The sequence below is a fragment of the Prevotella conceptionensis 9403948 genome, assembly GCF_000312305.1.
In the GTDB taxonomy this organism is placed as follows: domain Bacteria; phylum Bacteroidota; class Bacteroidia; order Bacteroidales; family Bacteroidaceae; genus Prevotella; species Prevotella conceptionensis.
Genome location: NZ_HE999444.1, coordinates 416,884 through 434,176, shown reverse-complemented (window position 1 = coordinate 434,176; position 17,293 = coordinate 416,884). Strand labels below are relative to the sequence as shown.

13 protein-coding genes and 1 pseudogene are annotated in these 17,293 nt (G+C 46.7%); 3 read left to right on the top strand and 11 right to left on the bottom strand.

Annotation, left to right across the window (positions count from 1 at the left end; translation table 11 throughout):
• Positions 1–366 precede the first annotated feature (366 nt).
• The 6 genes from BN93_RS03980 to kdsB form a co-directional block, all read right to left on the bottom strand.
• Entirely contained in the window at positions 367–1,212 is an 846-nt protein-coding gene (locus BN93_RS03980) for an N-acetylmuramoyl-L-alanine amidase-like domain-containing protein (protein WP_019187063.1), read from the bottom strand.
• Entirely contained in the window at positions 1,209–2,303 is a 1,095-nt protein-coding gene (locus tag BN93_RS03975) for a DUF4421 domain-containing protein (protein ID WP_044259721.1), read from the bottom strand. The genes BN93_RS03980 and BN93_RS03975 overlap by 4 nt, the downstream gene beginning before the upstream one ends.
• Before the next feature lies 1 nt (position 2,304).
• Positions 2,305–3,288 (bottom strand): Gfo/Idh/MocA family protein, encoded by a 984-nt coding sequence (locus BN93_RS03970; RefSeq protein ID WP_009230107.1) that lies wholly within the window; start codon positions 3,286–3,288, stop codon positions 2,305–2,307.
• Between the two features lie 259 nt (positions 3,289–3,547).
• Positions 3,548–4,111, bottom strand: a complete 564-nt coding sequence (locus BN93_RS03965; protein ID WP_019187060.1) for an outer membrane beta-barrel protein — start codon at positions 4,109–4,111, stop codon at positions 3,548–3,550.
• A 331-nt stretch (positions 4,112–4,442) separates the two neighbouring features.
• Entirely contained in the window at positions 4,443–5,945 is a 1,503-nt protein-coding gene (gene pyk / locus BN93_RS03960; protein WP_019187058.1) for a pyruvate kinase, read from the bottom strand.
• A 300-nt stretch (positions 5,946–6,245) separates the two neighbouring features.
• A complete protein-coding gene (gene kdsB, locus BN93_RS03955) occupies positions 6,246–6,998 on the bottom strand; it encodes a 3-deoxy-manno-octulosonate cytidylyltransferase (RefSeq protein ID WP_019187057.1) in 753 nt (250 codons plus the stop codon).
• Between the two features lie 106 nt (positions 6,999–7,104).
• Here kdsB and BN93_RS18425 point away from each other — a divergent pair.
• Positions 7,105–7,257, top strand: a pseudogene (locus BN93_RS18425) (IS5/IS1182 family transposase); the annotation flags it as partial.
• A gap of 1,521 nt (positions 7,258–8,778) precedes the next feature.
• Here the strand turns inward: BN93_RS18425 and BN93_RS03945 are convergent.
• The 5 genes from BN93_RS03945 to queC form a co-directional block, all read right to left on the bottom strand.
• Positions 8,779–10,029, bottom strand: a complete 1,251-nt coding sequence (locus BN93_RS03945) for a type IX secretion system plug protein (RefSeq protein WP_456238374.1) — start codon at positions 10,027–10,029, stop codon at positions 8,779–8,781.
• A gap of 171 nt (positions 10,030–10,200) precedes the next feature.
• Positions 10,201–11,454, bottom strand: coding sequence for a phosphoglycerate kinase (locus BN93_RS03940; RefSeq protein WP_019187052.1), 1,254 nt, complete (start codon positions 11,452–11,454; stop codon positions 10,201–10,203).
• 298 nt (positions 11,455–11,752) lie between these two features.
• Positions 11,753–12,394, bottom strand: a complete 642-nt coding sequence (locus BN93_RS03935; RefSeq protein ID WP_019187051.1) for a nitroreductase family protein — start codon at positions 12,392–12,394, stop codon at positions 11,753–11,755.
• Complete coding sequence (locus BN93_RS03930; RefSeq protein ID WP_019187050.1) at positions 12,391–13,494, bottom strand: FMN-binding protein; 1,104 nt, start codon at positions 13,492–13,494, stop codon at positions 12,391–12,393. Before BN93_RS03930 ends, BN93_RS03935 begins: the two co-directional genes overlap by 4 nt.
• A gap of 76 nt (positions 13,495–13,570) precedes the next feature.
• Positions 13,571–14,224, bottom strand: a complete 654-nt coding sequence (gene queC, locus BN93_RS03925; RefSeq protein ID WP_044259719.1) for a 7-cyano-7-deazaguanine synthase QueC — start codon at positions 14,222–14,224, stop codon at positions 13,571–13,573.
• Between the two features lie 362 nt (positions 14,225–14,586).
• On the opposite strand from queC, the gene BN93_RS03920 reads away from it, so the two are divergent.
• The gene (locus BN93_RS03920) at positions 14,587–15,885 is read left to right on the top strand and encodes an AAA family ATPase (RefSeq protein WP_019187047.1); all 1,299 of its coding nucleotides are present in this window, start codon (positions 14,587–14,589) and stop codon (positions 15,883–15,885) included.
• Between the two features lie 4 nt (positions 15,886–15,889).
• Positions 15,890–16,495, top strand: coding sequence for an RloB family protein (locus BN93_RS03915; RefSeq protein ID WP_019187046.1), 606 nt, complete (start codon positions 15,890–15,892; stop codon positions 16,493–16,495).
• Positions 16,496–17,293 lie beyond the last annotated feature (798 nt).

Below are 17,293 nucleotides of genomic sequence, written 5' to 3'. Positions count from 1 at the left end.
GTTTGCATGACGAGGACACCTGTCCTTTTTTGCGAGTGCAAAGGTAACTTATTATTTCGGAACAGCCAAACAAATCGCCCACTTTTTCAAGAACAGACTTCAAAAAAGACCGAACAACTGCCCGCTTAGCATCCTAATAGCAGCCTCAACACCAGCATCCCCCACTACTACCGGCCTCACCCCCAGCCCCTCTCCAAGGGGAGAGGGGAGTGATATGTGTTGTTACTACAATGCAATGTAGCCTTTATTTCTCAAAAGTGATGGTTTAAACCGATGTGAATAATGTTAGCAACTTAGCCAACAACTTATAACTCAAAACTCATAAGCTTAAAACTCATGAACATAAAAACTCATGAACTCAAAAACTCATTTCACTTTTACCACACGAATACCAAGTTGCGACTTTTGTTTCTTCATATAGCTGCGCAGCAGCGATTTGTCTTCTACAACCTTCTTTTGCAGCGACGACGCATGGAACAAATGCAAACCATCTTTCTTCCAAACAGCAAAGCCAACATGACTAGTGTCTAGGCCTGCACGACTTGTTACCAATGCCAAAATGTTGCCATCTTTTACCGCTTGCTTGCATGCGGCATTGTTCAGGATGCCCGCTTTGGGAATATAACGACATGTTTTGCCGCAGAGTTCGCTCTCCATTTGGGCAATGGGCTTGACGAAAGCAGGCGTGCGAACCAACATCGGGTACTTGTCCACGTGCGTACTCATAAAATTTATTTGCAACGTTTGCACTGCGGAAAAAGGCGGATTGGGCGCTTGCGTCTCTTCAACGTACCCCATTCGGGCGTTGTCCGAAATCCATTCGGAGAAATAATGCAGACGTGTGGGATAGCCAACCTTGCCGTTTCGATAGCGTATCTTGCGCAGTTGGTCGCAGAAATCGGCAAAAGTAGTCTTGCCGTTTTGCGTGCAAAGCGTCAGTGTCAACACATTCTCTACAAACGTGGTGCAGTCTAGCTGGCGCAAATTAATCACTAAACGCTCGTCAGCATTGTTCTCCAAGGTGCTTGCTACGTAAGGAACACCCAAAAACTTGCGGGCGAAAAACAACACCAAATTTTGCTTGTCCTTATGGCGTTTGCCTTCTAACAATAGTTTAACCACCTTGGCACTGTCTGCCGAAGTGTACTGCGCCTGGGCCAAAAGGGGCAATGCGGCCAGGAATAATAAACACACGAGGATTGTTTTTTTCATCGTCTAATAAAATTAAAGCCTACATATATGTTGAGGTTTCCAAACATGTTATTGGTAGAAAACCTGTTTTTGCGATAGTTATAGGTGTGCAAGATGGTGCTGGCACCGGCATACCAGCGCGTATTGTTCCACACAAGACCAAAGCGCCCCACCCCATCAAGGGCCATGTTATACGACAAGAAGTCGCCCAACGACGTACGGCGAGCACTGACATTACCCGTGGTGCGCTTGTAACCCAAAGCCAACGAGAGCGAACCTGCCAGCAACCAGTTGCGGGCGAACACCCAATTGTAGCCATATCCCGCAGAAACGGAAAGGTCGGTATACTGCACCTTGCCGAAGTTTGCCGTATCGCCTGGTGCGGTCATGGTGGCATTCGCCCCCAACCGGTCGGTAATAAGCTGGTCTAGCTGCGCCACGTCCACATTCACCTTATGCCATGTGCAGCCCACCCCGAAGAGCATGCTGCCCGCACTGCGCCTTTGCACCGTGCTCTGACTGAATGCCGCACGATAAGAAAAGCGCCGATGGTTGAGTATGTAGTAAAGGTTAAACCCTCGGATGCGTGCCTCGAAACCGCTAAAAGCACTTCCCAACACCGCATCGGGCTTGATGTCTTTGGCCAGTGTTAGGCTTTTTATCTTGTAGTTGTTGCCCGTGTTGCGCCAAAATAGGTCTATGCCAATCTGCGAGGTATAGAAACTCAGGTCGAACTCTTGCTTGTTGTTACCATTTAGGCGGCGAAGGTCTACGGTATAACCTAAAAACAGCCACTGCCACCCCACATACGGCCCGAACTTAACGGTGGGTTCGGGTGCGAAGGTCACCGAGTTGCCCTCGGCCGTGCTCAGCTTGTACAGTTCGTAAGTGTAGGTGTTCTGCAACATGACGGTATAAATGTACCGTTGCGGCTCGATGTAAGTGGTATCCACATCGCTGAAACTGTTAACAAATTGTTTCACCCCGTCTGCCATTCGTTTCACCAACGAACGTTTGGCCGGTTGTAGTGCAGCAGCAGTATCGGACACTTCGGCCCTGGCAACCACGCTCAACAAGCAGAGAAGAAACGATGTGAGTAGGGTTTTAAGCATGTCAGAATTTGTTGAGTATTCGGTCCATCACCCAGTTTACCGGTGTTGCGCTCACGCTGGTGCACGAGCAATGGCCAATGCCTTGCAAGTCTTCGATAACTGCCTTTATGATGGGCAGTTGTGCGTATGCAGGATTGTCTACGTTAAAGCTTGTTGCGCCATCACTTGTTACAAGTTGAATGGGGTTGTTGGTGTACACCGAGAACGACAGCAGACCACGTTCGCCAATCACCTCGATGCAGTCTTCCTTTGCACTTTGGTGTGCAACGAAACACCAACTGCCACTTCCCACCACGCCACTTTCAAACTCGAAGGCCGCACTCACGGTGTCTTCAACGCCGTATAATCGCCCCCTATTCGACAAATAGCCGTGCGCGCGGGTGATAACGCCAAAGAGTTCTTGTATCAAGTCTAGCTGATGTGGGGCTAAATCGTAGAAATAACCGCCTCCCGACACGTCGGGCTGAAGTCGCCAAGGCAGGTTGCTGTTGGTGGAATAGTCCAAATCGCGCGGCGGAACAGCGAAACGAATTTGCACGTTGGTGATTTTGCCAATGGCACCACTATCAACTATGGCTTTTACCTTTTGGAAATAAGGCAGGTAACGGCGATAGTAAGCCACAAAACAAGGCACGCCCGTCTGTTCGCTCACTCGGTTAATGCGCACGCAGTCTTCGTAGCTCGCAGCCAGGGGTTTTTCCACATACACGGGTTTTCCTGCTTTCATGGCCATGATGGCAAAGGTGGCGTGGCTGGATGGCGGCGTGGCGATGTACACGGCATTTACGTCGGGGTCGCCGATAAGTTCGTTTGGGTCGGTGTACCATTTGCGTATGCGATGCCGCTCGGCATACGAACGTGCCTTGTCTTCAGTGCGACTCATCACCGCATGCACGTGCGAGCCTTCCACTTCGTTAAAGGCAGGACCCGATTTTGTCTCGGTCACTTCGCCGCAACCTATAAATCCCCAACTTATTTCTTTCATCCTTATCTTCTCTTCTTAACAAAACGTTCGTCGAACAACATACCTTATTATATAAGGACACGCATGCGACGCTAAAAAATTTCTTATAGTGCAAATTTACGAAAAGAAATCGAACTGATAAAGGCATGCCGCATAAAATCCCCCATGCCAAGGCAATTCTATGGCTAACTTTTATGGCGTTTACTATAAAACGAATGGCGCGCCAGCAAACTGGCGCGCCATTGCATTTAGGCTTTAACCCAAAGGGTTATGCTGTTTTTTAGAAGTTGTAATATACACCGAAACTTAAATTGTTGCCATCAAACGATGCACCCCATGCCTGGTTGTTGATTTTTACTTCGCCGACTCGAGGGTCCGTATATGTTCCTCTTTCGTTCTTCCAACCAGCAAATCCCACCTTTGCCAAGAACGTGAAGTGCCTGTTAAGGTTTATGGCCACACCTGGTTTTACGCCAACTCCCAACTCGTTGTCGCCTCCTTGGTAGCGAAGATAGTCTAAGCCCGTGTCGACAAAGACGTCCACATACTTAGAATGTAGGAAAGTGTAACGCACATAAGGAGAAACGGTGAAGAACCGGGCTTGCGTTGTTTTGGCATCTGCAACCGAAACGGGATTTCCTTTACCCCATCCGAGCACCGTACCGATGGCCCAATCGTCGTTGAAACTGTAACCCACTTCGGGCAAAACTTTGTAAGTGGTTACTTCATCACCACCTTTTACCTTACTAACACCTATTCCAAGGGTACCTCCTACATAAACTTGTTGTGCACTTGCACTAACAGCGATCACCGCTGCAACCAAGGTCATCAAAATCTTTTTCATCTTTATTCCTGATTAAATTCAACTGATGTATTAAAAAAAACACGTACTAATCTTTTTCTGGGGGCAAAGTTATAACATTCGTACTAGCGGTGCAAAGCATACAGACTTTTTTAACTTATTCATTGCAAAGAGGCGTTAAAGTCTATATAATACGCTTGGTTAACAAGAATTTATCTTTTACAATTTGCTCATCACACTTATAAAAAGGGACTAACAAAATAGGAAAACGGGCAAACACGCTTTGCTTTACGTGCCTACCCGCTTGAACGACGTTTCCATCCGCCACAAGAGCTTGCCTCTTAGCGTTGGGATGCAAAACTATGCCATTGGTTTAGTTTTCCCCAGCCCAGGTTTCTTCGGCCTCAGGTTCACCTGTTTGTTTTTTCGAAGGGTGTTCGGGCAGGTGGAAACGGTAGTTGCTGTCGGCGTTAAGTGCCTTAGCCACCTTGTTGATTTCAACGAAAGTGGTGCCACCGCCCTCGCCGAAACTACCGCTAAGGTAAGCTATCTTATCCTCCAAGTTGATGTAGCCCTTTTGCCTCAACATACGAATGGCTGCCGTAAATATGAATTGGGGCGCAAGGTGTTCTTTCTGATGAACGGGAATAACACCGTAACTTAGGTTGAGCCAACGTTGCAACTTCTCCTTATAGCACATGGCCAAGATGGGCGTTGAACCGCGGAACGAAGCTAGGATGCGCGCCGTTTCGCCCGTTTCGCTGTCGGTGATGATGCCCGCAACACCCAACCGACGCGTAGACTCGATGGCCGAATAGGCCAAAAACTCTTTCTGACTGCAATTGGGTGCAAGCGAAATCTGCAAGCCCTTTAAGCGCAGGCGGTCTTTCTCGGCCTGCTCTGCAATGGCAGCCATAGTCTTTACGGCCTCAACGGGATACTTTCCCGATGCCGTTTCGCCGCTAAGCATCAGCGCATCGGTGCGATAATACACGGCATTGGCAATGTCTGTTACCTCGGCACGCGTCGGACGTGGGTTGTTAATCATGGTGTGCAGCATCTGCGTGGCCACAATTACAGGCTTTTTCTTCAATATACACTTATGTATAATTTCCCTTTGCAACCCGGGGATGCACTCCAATGGAACCTCAATGCCCAAATCGCCGCGCGCAATCATAATGCCATACGATGCGTCTATAATCTCGTCGATGTTGTCGATGCCCTCTTGGTTCTCTATTTTAGATATGATTTTGATGTCGCTGTTGTGCTCGTCTAGTACCTTTTGCACCGCATGAACATCTTCGGCCGAACGAACAAACGAGTGTGCGATAAAGTCGATGTCTTGTTCTATGGCGAAAAGAATGTTGTTTCGGTCTTTCTCTGTGAGCGCAGGCAGGTCGATATGCTCGCCAGGCACGTTCACACTCTTGCGTGCACCAAGCTTACCGTCGTTTTGAACCTGCGTTACGAGCATCGGACCTTGCACGTCGAGCACCTTCATGTCCAGCTCGCCGTCGTCGAAGAGAATGCTATCACCCACCTTCACGTCGTTGGCGATGTCGGGATAAGACACGTTCAGTATGTCGTGCGTTGTCTCCATTTCGGGGCGACCGAATATTTTCACGATGTCTCCACTCTTATATTGTATGGGTTCTGCAACACTGGTGGTTCTTATTTCCGGTCCTTTGGTGTCTACCATCAAGGCGATATGCGACGAAACGGCACGCACATTCTTAATGATTTCCTTCATTCCCTCTTCGGGGGCATGCGCAGTGTTCATTCGCACCACGTTCATCCCAGCGAAAAAAAGCTTTCGTATAAATTCCTGATCACACCTGCGGTCGCTGATGGTGGCCACAATCTTTGTCTGTTTCATATCTTATTGAAATGTCCTTTATATAAATGTAAACAATGGGCAAGCGCGTCAAGCGTTGTCACGGCGTGTCGCCACACTTCCGTTAACGTTTGCCTGCCCTTTGCAAAGGTACTGAAAAAAATCGCGAACACCTTGACCTTTTGTAATTATTATCGTGGATATGGAACAAAAAACGTTCTTTTTCGTTCCTCGAAAAGTGCGTTTTCTCGCCATGACAATGTCCGAGCAAGCTCGACATTGTTCATTTGGCTTAACGAAAACGTTCAATGGTGTGAGCAATGACGTTCTGAACACGAGGTATTAACAACCCGCAGCGTGCGCTTTCAAGAACTCTTCGGCGCGCTGCAAATCTTCGGGCGTGTCTATTCCCACGGTTTCAACCTGCGTAAGCCCCACCTTTATCTGATAACCATTCTGCAACCAACGCAGCTGTTCGAGGCTCTCGGCCTTCTCCAACGACGATTGCGGCAAGGCCGTTATCGCCCTAAGTGCCTCCGGACGATAGGCATATATGCCCAAATGCTTAAGAAAAGGGTAAGCCTCAAGCCATTGTTCGGGCTCTGTGCCACGTACGAAAGGAATAACCGAACGCGAAAAGTACATCGCAAAGCCGCCATTGCTCACCACAATCTTGGGCGAATTGGGGTTGCGCACCTCGTCGATGGTCTTAAAGGGAATGCCTAGTGTGGCTATTTGTACGCCATCGGTGTCGAAGCACTGGCAAATGGCATCTATCTGCGAACGCTGCACAAAGGGTTCGTCGCCCTGAATGTTCACCACCACGTCGTAGTTGCCGCCAATCTTTTGCACAGCCTCGTTCACGCGGTCGGTACCGCTTTGGTGTTCGGTTGAAGTCATCACGGCTTTTCCGCCAAACGCCAACACCTTATTATATATACGCTCGTCGTCTGTGGCCACATAGGTCTCGTCTAGCGCTTGCGCCACCTGTTCGTACACGCGTTGTATCACTGGTTTCCCTCCAAGCTGTGCCAGCGGTTTGCCCGGAAAGCGCGAAGAGCCATAGCGGGCGGGAATTATGCCTATAAATTTCATTGCCTGTTTTGTTTTTATAAATGAAGTCAGCCAGACTTTTAAAATCTCTACAAGTTGAGAGGAGTTTATTATCCTTTGCTGTAAAACCAAGACAAACACTCCTCTCATGTACGAAGTACTGGACAAAGATACAATAAAAACTGTAATCTTGCCACATTTGTCGGTGGCAAAACGCTGTTGTGTTACTAAAAGCAACCTGGCGGAGGCCATTCAGTGCATCCGCTACAAGTTGAAAACAGACTGTCAGTGGCTCATAATGAGGAAAAAGTAAAGAGCGTTTCTTTATGTTTCTTATGTTCTTATGTCAAAAGTGGACGTGTTTATGCCAACACACGAGAAAAGAACGTTTTAAGTAAGTCAATTGAACGCTGTCGAGCTTGCTCGGACGTTGTCATGGCGAGAAAACGCACTTTTAGAGGAACGAGAAAAGAACAATCAACTCGTTCACTTGTCCACTTGTCTTCTTGTTAACTTGTCAACTTACCATACTCTGTCAACTTTTCCGCAAGAAATTTAACATTATGAGTACCCTTTTTACCAACCAATCGTCCACCTTGCCGCAAAAAATCGATTCTCGCGAAGGTTTGTTTTGATGCAAAAAGGGGTTGGTCTGTGAATTCGATAAAATGAATATTTATTTCAAGAAACCGCCATTTGTACCACATTTGGGGCCATTTGCGGCTAAATGTACTGCAATTTGCAGCAAAACGCAGTGCAATATGCCGCTAAACGCAGTGCGTTTTGGTGCAAAATGCAGTGCGTTTTGATGCTAAACGCAAGGTAAAATGGTGCAAAATGCAGTGCAAAATGCGGCTAAACGCAAGACGAAAAGAATAAATATACGCCGAAATGGTATAAACAAAACCTTTAAGAACCATGAAACATATGGCAGAAAAGGCCAAAATGGTGGTTAAAAAGTGAGGTTTTAGGGACTAAAAGTGGGTAATTGGGGATAAAAAATAATGAGTTGGCAACCAATCTAGAAAGGCTAAATGGTACAAAACGTAGGTATTTTTCTTAAAATTGAACATATCGGAAGACGTAAAAGACCCAAAATAGTGGCAATTTACCTACTTTATGGCCAATATTCTCGCTAGAACGGAACGAAAATTTGAGCGGTATTGTAAAATAAAAGATAACGATTTAAGTTTTTGGGTTGGGGAGCTTTTGAGTTGATAAGTTTTTGAGCTGATGATGTTTTGGAGTTAATGGGCTTTGGAGTTAATGGGCTTTGGAGTTGGGAAGCTTTTGAGTTGATGAACTTTTAAGTTGATGATGTTTTGGTTTAATGGGCTTTGGAGTTGGGGCGTTTGTGAATTTGTGAGTTGACGTCTTCGGGAGTTGTTGGGCTTTTGTGAGTTTATAAGCCAGTGAGTTGGTTTGTCAAGCACTTCTCTCAATTTATAGAAACATTAAAAGTCAAGACGACTTCAAAGATAACAAACTCCTCTCAATTTGTCGAGATTTAAAAAGTCTAGATGACTTCAATGTCGGATTATTGGTTGACGAGTTGACGGGTTGACGGGTTGGCAAGTTGACTGGTTGGCGGGTTGACGAGTTGATAAGTTGACGAGTTAACGTGTTAACGTGTTAACAAGGCTACATAGCACTCTATAACCACGCATTTGGCTTAACTCCCTAACTCCTTAACTCCTTAACTCCCTAACTCCTTAACTCCTCAACACCTTAACTCCCTAACTCCTTAACTCCCTCAACACCTTGACCCCTTAACTCCCTAACTCCTTAACTTCTTAACTCCTTAACTCCATAACTCCTTTACCTACCGCCTTATCTCTGCAAAACCCACCAGCCTATCAGCCCTTTCGCCCAGCTTTCGATAATAAACAAGGGCTTGGTAGCGGTTCTCAGTTTGGTAAAACGAACCCTCCGAAGGTACAGTCGCTGTCTGTCCGTTGGACTGTTGCCAAACGTATTGGTACGAATAATAACCCTGTTTGAGCAAAAGCGACAAGCGATAGCACTGCGCCCCCTCGTCGAACTGCATCTTATAAGGCGCGGAAAGTTGGTCGTTTGTCCACACGCCGTTCACAAACACATCGCCAGCCAAACGCGGCGAACGCAAAGTGAAGTGCACATGAATGTATTCGGAGGTGCTGTTGTTTTCCCTATTGTCGCTGTTGCGGATGTAAAACGCGCCGTTGGCATCTTCGTCGAACACGTAACTGCCGCGTGGTTCGTCGGGCCAAAGGTAGGCGTGGTAGGCCTCGCCGTCCCAATCAATCTTCTCAACACCCATGTTGGCATGTCGCACATCCAACATTTCGAACTTGCGATACTCGTTACCTGCCTCGAAAACAAGCTGTGCATTGTGCGACCAACGCAGTCCGTCGCCCATCACAAACTGGGGTTTGGCGTTCACCACGGCATTATCCCATCGTCCATTTTGCATCACCACGGTGTAAATTTGCCGCTGAACATCGGTTACAGAGAGGCCTCCGCCATACTTCACCTCCATTGCCACCTGCTGCCACCGGCTATTAATGCCCTTATCCGTATTGGCATCTACGCTGAGTTTAATGCCCACGCGCGGTTCAACCACCATGAAACAGCATTCGGCCACGGCCTTATCGTCGTCGTTGGCATCGTAGATGGTAACGCGGTAGTTGCCGCTCATCGTCAGTTTGCACCGCTCGTTGGGAATCTGAAACCGATAATGTGTGTACAGCATGTTTGTGTTTATCGACTGTTCCACATGCTCAATCACATTATCTGCATTAAATCCGTCGATATAATCACTCACAAAGAGGTCGCCAGACGTGCTCCAATCGGCGTTGCAATGCTCCACTTTATAGGCATAACGTCGATATTCGTGCGTCAGGTCGTCGAAAGCGATGTTCACCGGCACGCATTCCCCCAAGCCGATAACAGGCATTGAGAGCCAATTATTGCCGGCCACCACCTGCAACGAGGCGATGTCGGGGTTTAAAATGCGGTTGCGCTGAGCCCAGCCTGCAAGCGAAAGCCACAGGCAGAGCATAAAAAGGGCAAATCGTAATGGGCGCATAAGCATGCGATAAAAGGTGTAAGGGGGTTAGGAGAAAGAAAAATCGGCAAGCCTAACACATGGGTTTAGGCTTGCCGATACATATTCATTTCTATCGTTTAAGGCGTGTTATGCAGGCACGCTTTGGCCAAACAAGGCCGCAAAGTGCTGCCAAAACCATCGCCCTTCCGAGGAAACTTATTCGCCTTGTAGGGCAGCAACGCCGGGCAAAACCTTACCTTCGATGGCCTCGAGCATGGCACCACCACCCGTAGAAACGTAAGAAACCTTGTCGGCAAGACCAAATTTGTTAACCGCAGCAACCGAGTCGCCACCGCCTACAAGCGAGTATGCGCCGTTTTCTTGTGTTGCTTGGGCAACGTACTTGGCAATTTCGCCCGTTCCGTGAGCAAAGTTTTCAAACTCGAATACACCTACGGGACCGTTCCAAAGGATGGTCTTAGATTCGAGAATGATTTTCTTCCAGATGGCCAACGACTCTTCCGAGGCGTCCATACCTTCCCATCCGTCGGGTATTTGGTCGATGGGCACCACCTTACGGTTGGCGTTATTGTCAAACTTATCGGCAGCAACGGTAGCCACAGACAAGCTTAGGTTAACGCCCTTTTCCTTTGCAGCAGCGATAACGTTCAGTGCTTCGGGCATCAAATCGTCCTCGTGCAGCGAGTCGCCAATCTTCCCGCCCTGTGCTTTTACAAAGGTATAGCCCATGCCGCCGCCAATGATGAGGTTGTCTACCTTGTCAAGCAAGTTCTTAATTACGCCCAACTTGGAGCTTACTTTCGAGCCACCGATGATGGCGGTGAAGGGGTGTTGCGCATTCTTCAACACGTTGTCGATGGCTGTCACCTCTTTTTCCATCAGGTAACCCAGCATCTTCGAGTCGGCATCGAAGTAATCGGCGATGACAGCAGTCGAGGCATGACGGCGGTGAGCCGTTCCAAAAGCATCGTTAACATATACATCGGCATACGAGGCCAGCTTCTTGGCAAAGTCTTTTTGCTTAGCCTTCATCTCTTTCTTTGCCTCATCGTAAGCGGGGTCGGCCTTGTCAATGCCCACAGGCTTGCCCTCTTCTTCGGGGTAGAATCGTAGGTTTTCTAGCAACAGAGCCTCGCCCATCTTGAGGTTGGCGGCTGCTTCGGTGGCGTTAGCGCAATCGTCGGCGAACTTTACGGGTACGCCCAAACGTTCTGATACCTTGTTAACGATTTGCGAGAGCGACAACTTGGGGTTCACCTTGCCTTTGGGTTTGCCCATGTGGCTCATCATAATAACGGCGCCACCGTCGGCCAATATCTTCTTCAAAGTGGGGAGAGCACCACGAATACGGGTGTCGTCGGTGATGTTTCCGTTCTCGTCCAATGGCACGTTAAAGTCCACACGTACAATTGCCTTTTTGCCGGCAAAGTTGAATTGTTCGATTTTCATCTTTATTAATGTTATGAATATTTTGTTTTATGCCTGAATTGACATGCACAAAGTTAGTGATTTATCTTGATATACAGCTTTTTTTGATAGGAAATTCGCCTTTTAGCTTATAAGATACGGCTTTACTGGCACCACCAAACGTAATTTGCAATGTACACTTGCCAAACCCATTCGCCAAGCAGACAAGCGAAACAACACCGCCCCATGTGCAGACCACGCACGCTGAACGTGGGGGAAAGCCACATTATGCCAGGCGCGATGTCCCACCTTTTATGCCGTTCGTTTCCGCTTTGCTCCGTTACATCTTTTGTCCCCCATACACGTTATACGATACCTTTTGGGCATCCCACTTGTTTTTTGCCTTCGCTTCACCCTTGGGATAACCAATAACAACAACGCTTAGTGGCACCATCGTTTCGGGCAATTTCAGCACTTTGCTCATTTCAGAACTACGTTCTTCTAGGGGATAAGCGCCTGTCCACACCGCCCCAAGCCCCATAGCATGGGCAGCAAGCAAGATGTTTTCGGTGGCAGCAGCGCAGTCTTGAACCCAAAATTCGCGCCCTGCTCCCTCAATGGCCTTGGTCATGTCGCCACAAACCACGATGGCAAGGGGTGCATCTTTGGCAAAATCTGCGTGGGCATCGGTCTCGGCAAGAGCCGCTAACAACTTCTTTTCGGTAACCACCACGAAGTGCCACGGCTGCTTATTCACAGCCGTAGGTGCCGCCATACCAGCGCGGAGCAACTTTTCCACCTTATCTTTCTCCACGGCTTTGTCTTGATAGGCACGAACAGATGTGCGCGAAAGGATGTTGTTGTATACCACATCATCGCCAGCAGCGGCTTGCGAACCGGCCCCACCGCTCATGGCTAGCTTGGCGCAAAGAAACACCAAAGCCAAGGCCAGCGCAAAATTGAGTATTGTTGAAATCTTCATGACTTATATTTCTTACCAGACGGAGTTGAATATTGGCTATATTTAAAGAGCGAACCCGTTGGGCAAACGAAACGGCAATAGGGACGAACAACCACCGTTGAAAGCAAAACGAAAGCTAAGGCTATGCCAATGACCACCCAAGAGGCCGACCCGAAGATGAATGCAGAGAAGGGTTCGTAGTCTATCCAATCGAACCACACGCCTGTCCACAAACAAAACATCAGCACGGCCCAAAGTATTTGCCTGAACAGGTCTAGGCGTTTCATAGCCCTGGGCCTCATCTTTATCTTGTAACGCACGCACTTGCCTGCTAGTTCTTGCAACGAGCCATAGGGGCACACGTTGGTGCAATAGTACGATTTCTTACCAAAAAGTGGATAAACAAAAGCCGTGACAAGCATCACAACAGGAACGAGCAGAGCAAGAACGTTCATGCCGTTAGACATGTAGCCCACCATTGAGGTGTAATTGAGGAACGTACCGCACCAAAAGCCTAGTATCGCCACATTCAACACATGCTGCACAAGTCGGTAAAGCCTATTCTTAATGAAGAGCGGAAGTATGGCTGCCATCAATGCAACGCCCAACGCAACAAGCGATTTGGCAGAAAGGTCTAACTTAGACCAAATACTAGCCTCGGCCTTTGCCTTGGCCGCATACTGCAATCCCCTTTGCATGTTCTCTACAATGGCTTTGGAAGTGAACGTTGCACCCGACACGGCATCCACCTGCATGCGCTGTGCCTCATCAATAGATTTACCGTTCCACTTGGTGAGCAGTTGCGAAGCCTCTTCAAAAAACTCAGGCGTTTCAGCATTGTCCAGTGCCTTCACCCCAACCACATGATCGTCTTTCAACGATATTTCCAAAGGCACTGTTCCGCTATACCCAATAATGTCTTTGCCTAGGGCAGTGGTATTAACAACCACCGTGCCGTCGTCCAACGTCCTTATCGTGTCTTCGCCGGCTGCAATTGCCTTTCCCTTCTGCAACAGGTCGTGTCCTTGTATCTTACCATCCCTGCGAATGCTCACGCCAAGCACAAGCAGAAAACAGGTGATAAGACTTAGCAGTTGTTGCCATTTTGCCGGTTTACTCATTATATATATGTGCTGTGTTGGTTATCATCAACTCGCGAAAATCACGCGCCAAGCTACGCTTTCGCAAACATCGGCATTACGATTGGTATGTGGTGTTGTCTTCTATTCCGGCCTCGCGCAAAGCCTCCTTACGCTCAACACAAGTGCCGCAAGTGCCACAATGCACGTGGCCACCCTTATAACACGACCACGTTTCGGCATAATCTATGCCCAAAGCCCTGCCGCGGCGCGCAATGTCGGCCTTGCTGATGTTGGTATATGGTGCCACAACGCGTACACGAGCGAATGTGCCTGCCTCAACAGCAGCATCCATAGCGGCGATAAATTCGGGGCGACAATCGGGATAAATGGTGTGGTCGCCACCGTGATTGGCAATAAGAACCTTAGTCAAGCCATTGCTTTCGGCTATGCCTGCCGCCACTGCGAGCATCACGCCGTTGCGAAAAGGCACAACGGTCGACTTCATATTCTCCTCGTCATAACTTCCGTCGGGTATGCTGTCGCCGCTCTCCAACAAACTACTCTTAAAATATTGGTGCATAAAGCCAAGTGGAACAACCACATGCTCAATGCCCAAGCGTTGGCAATGCAAGGCCGCCAAAGGCAGTTCGTTGTGGTTATGGTTGCTGCCATAGTCGAAAGAAATGCCCAATGCAATCTCGTCTTTCTTTTCGTAAAGCAGCGTAACGCTGTCCATTCCGCCACTCACTACAATTACCGAATCTTTCATTTGCTTATTATATCATTAAACTTGATTGGTGGATTTAGCCACCAAACCAAACTGTTCAAAACCGCGCATACATGCCTACGTACTGCATAACACTTGCAGAACAAAACTTAAAGCTAAGCAACGGCACCGCATGCAACTAAGTTGCGAATTTCGCAAAAATAACTTAAACACGCAAGAAATAAGGAAGAAATCTTCCTATGTGTACAAGTGTAAAGGCTCAACCAAAACCCTTAGCACAATCGACAAGCGTTTGTTTTTAAATTAAAAATCCGTAATAAAACTACGAAATACATTAATATAATTCAAATATCACGGTTTTATTTGTACCTTTGCATCATCATTACCTATCACATATCATCACTATGATTGCAGAATTTACTATTGAGAATTTCTTTTCTATAAAGAAACCTCAAACCATTAGCTTTGAACCTACGTCAGATACATTTATGTCTGACGAGTATTCGTGTGAAGTTAAGGATGGAGTAAGATTGCTGAAGATTGGCATCATCTATGGCGCGAACGCTTCGGGAAAAAGCAACATACTGAACGCTATCGACTTTTTTAAGACGCTCGTACTAAGAATGCCACAAGACCGCAATGAGAAAACGGGCGTTGTTCCTTTTCTGTTGAACGACACTTCAAGGAACGAAACAACAAAGATGTCTATGGCGTTTTATGTCAATCAAACCAAATTCGTGCTTAATTTTGAATTAGACGAAGAGCGCATCTGTGCTGAAACATTAATTGTTTACGACTCAAACAGACCTACAAAGCTATACATTCGTAGCTATGACAAGAGCACAGACTCTACAACAATTGCGTTTGGGGCCAATCTAAAACTTACAAAAAAGAGCCAAGATGTTATCTTAGGAAACACCATCAACAATTGCAGCGTGCTTGCCGCATTCGGGAAAAGCAATGTGGAAAGAACCAGATTGAACGAGGTTTACGAATATTTTGCCTACCATATTAGGGAGGTGTTGACACCAGACATACGGTTGTCTGATTACGTAAAGGTGCATTTGAGCACAGACGAGCGTGGAGAGCTGAAACGTTTTTTATTGAACTTTCTGAGAGCATCCGACTTTAACATCGAAGACATTGCCCTACATAAGGGCAATAAGATGTTTACTTCCGAACTAAGGCAACTGATTTCGAAAGCTCCCATAGACGACAAGACGAAAGAGAAAATACTAAATAAGGGGAGAACAACAAACTTGGAACTGATGTTCACCCACCATGCTGGTGAAAAAAAATACACCTTGCCCGAAGAAAACGAATCGAATGGCACAATAAGATTATTAGGAATGGCTGTTATACTGAACTTACTGTTGAGAGAAAAGCAGTTTGTGGCTATCGACGAAGTGGAGGCTAGCATTCATTATGAGCTGCTGTCCTACTTCATCAAGGTGTTTTTGGCCAATAGCAACCAAACATCCCAATTGCTATTGACTACACACGACATCAACCTTCTCAACGAAGACTTTATCCGTCGCGACACAATTTGGTTTACCGATAAAGACGAACTGGGAGAAACAAAACTAGCTCGTCTCTCATCGCTTGGTCTCCATAAAAACCTTTCGCCATACAATGCTTACCGCCAAGGAAAGCTGGTTAAGTTGCCTTTCTTAGGCAGCCAATATCTGAACCTTAACGATTAGCCCCATGAAACGGACTGTTACAAAGAGTGTAGCCATCATTGGCGAAGGAGAAACAGAGTGGTTTTACTTCGATTCGCTGAGGATAACGTGCCGCTATCCCTTCAAAGTGGCTCCCGATTTTCCACAACACAGTGACGTCAAACACATTTTAAAGCTAGTAGAATCGTACCTTAACAAACAACAATACGATTTCATCGTCTGTCTGTTCGACATGGATAGACTTCTACAACAGCCCTCTGAAATGCGGCTTTACAACAACGCCAAAAAGAAATACGCAGCAAAGAAATATGCGGGAAGAGTGATGTTCATAGAAACAAATCCTTGTACGGAGTTTTGGTTCTTACTGCATTTCTTGCCCAATGTGGTGTGTCGGCAATACGAAAGCTACGAGCAGTTGCTGCCCGAACTGCAGAAACACATGCCGGGATACGAGAAAACGAAACGCTACTTCACCAAAACAAACCTATATAAGTATCTAACTGAGCATGGCGACTTAGAAAGGGCCGTGCAAAACTCTGAGAAACTATGCCAACTATGCCAAGAGTCGCCCGAAGATTTAAAGGCTTATTCGGAGATCCACAAGGTTATTGAATTACTTAAAACGATATAGGCGCAAGCAAATGTATGGTTAGCCTGTTCGGGATAAAGGCTTGTTCTTAAAACAACTCATTGATGTATTCACATAAAAAACACTCAAAAAAATGAAACAAGACTCATAAATTCACGAAAACCCAACAACTCCCGAATACATCGACTCATCAACTTACAAACTCAAAATCTCATAAACTTATCAACTCAAGAACTAACGAACTTATCAAGCCAAGAACTAACGAGCTCATCAACTCACCAGTTCAAAAACTTAAAATGTTATTTTTTACTTTACAAACCAGCTCTAATTTTCGCTCCGTTCTAGCGAAAACATTGGTTAAAAAGTAGGCAAAAAGCCACTATTTCTACCCTTTCATGCCTTGGAGCTCGTATGTTTTTAAGCCTAGAACCTGCATTTTGCACCATTTTGCCTTTCTAGATTGGTCACCGGCTCGTAATTTTTCAAGCCCAAATACATGCTTTTAGCCCCTAAAACCCCACTTTTTAATGGCCGTTTTGCCCTTTCTAGCCATGTGTTTCATGGTTAGTAAAGGTTTTGTTTATACAATTGCAGTGGATATTTATGCTTTTCGTCGCGCATTTAGGGGCAAATCGCACTGCATTTTGCAGCATTTTGTCTTGCCTTTAGCACCAAAACGCACTCCATTTTGCACCAAAACGCACTGCGTTTAGCACCAAAACGCACTCCATTTAGCGGCAAAACGCACTCTATTTTGCAGCAAATAGCCCCCAAACAAGTACTAATGGCAATCTTTTTAAATAAAAATTCATTTTGCAGTATTCCCATGCTAACCCTATT

Coding starts and splice junctions, on each gene's coding strand:
- queC (WP_044259719.1), bottom strand. CDS start 14,224: ATGAAAGATTCGGTAATTGTAGTGAGTGGCGGAATGGACAGCGTTACG.
- BN93_RS03970 (WP_009230107.1), bottom strand. CDS start 3,288: ATGAAAGAAATAAGTTGGGGATTTATAGGTTGCGGCGAAGTGACCGAG.
- BN93_RS03980 (WP_019187063.1), bottom strand. CDS start 1,212: ATGAAAAAAACAATCCTCGTGTGTTTATTATTCCTGGCCGCATTGCCC.
- BN93_RS03975 (WP_044259721.1), bottom strand. CDS start 2,303: ATGCTTAAAACCCTACTCACATCGTTTCTTCTCTGCTTGTTGAGCGTG.
- BN93_RS03940 (WP_019187052.1), bottom strand. CDS start 11,454: ATGAAAATCGAACAATTCAACTTTGCCGGCAAAAAGGCAATTGTACGT.
- BN93_RS03965 (WP_019187060.1), bottom strand. CDS start 4,111: ATGAAAAAGATTTTGATGACCTTGGTTGCAGCGGTGATCGCTGTTAGT.
- kdsB (WP_019187057.1), bottom strand. CDS start 6,998: ATGAAATTTATAGGCATAATTCCCGCCCGCTATGGCTCTTCGCGCTTT.
- BN93_RS03945 (WP_456238374.1), bottom strand. CDS start 10,029: ATGCTTATGCGCCCATTACGATTTGCCCTTTTTATGCTCTGCCTGTGG.
- BN93_RS03935 (WP_019187051.1), bottom strand. CDS start 12,394: ATGAAGATTTCAACAATACTCAATTTTGCGCTGGCCTTGGCTTTGGTG.
- pyk (WP_019187058.1), bottom strand. CDS start 5,945: ATGAAACAGACAAAGATTGTGGCCACCATCAGCGACCGCAGGTGTGAT.
- BN93_RS03930 (WP_019187050.1), bottom strand. CDS start 13,494: ATGAGTAAACCGGCAAAATGGCAACAACTGCTAAGTCTTATCACCTGT.
- BN93_RS03915 (WP_019187046.1), top strand. CDS start 15,890: ATGAAACGGACTGTTACAAAGAGTGTAGCCATCATTGGCGAAGGAGAA.
- BN93_RS03920 (WP_019187047.1), top strand. CDS start 14,587: ATGATTGCAGAATTTACTATTGAGAATTTCTTTTCTATAAAGAAACCT.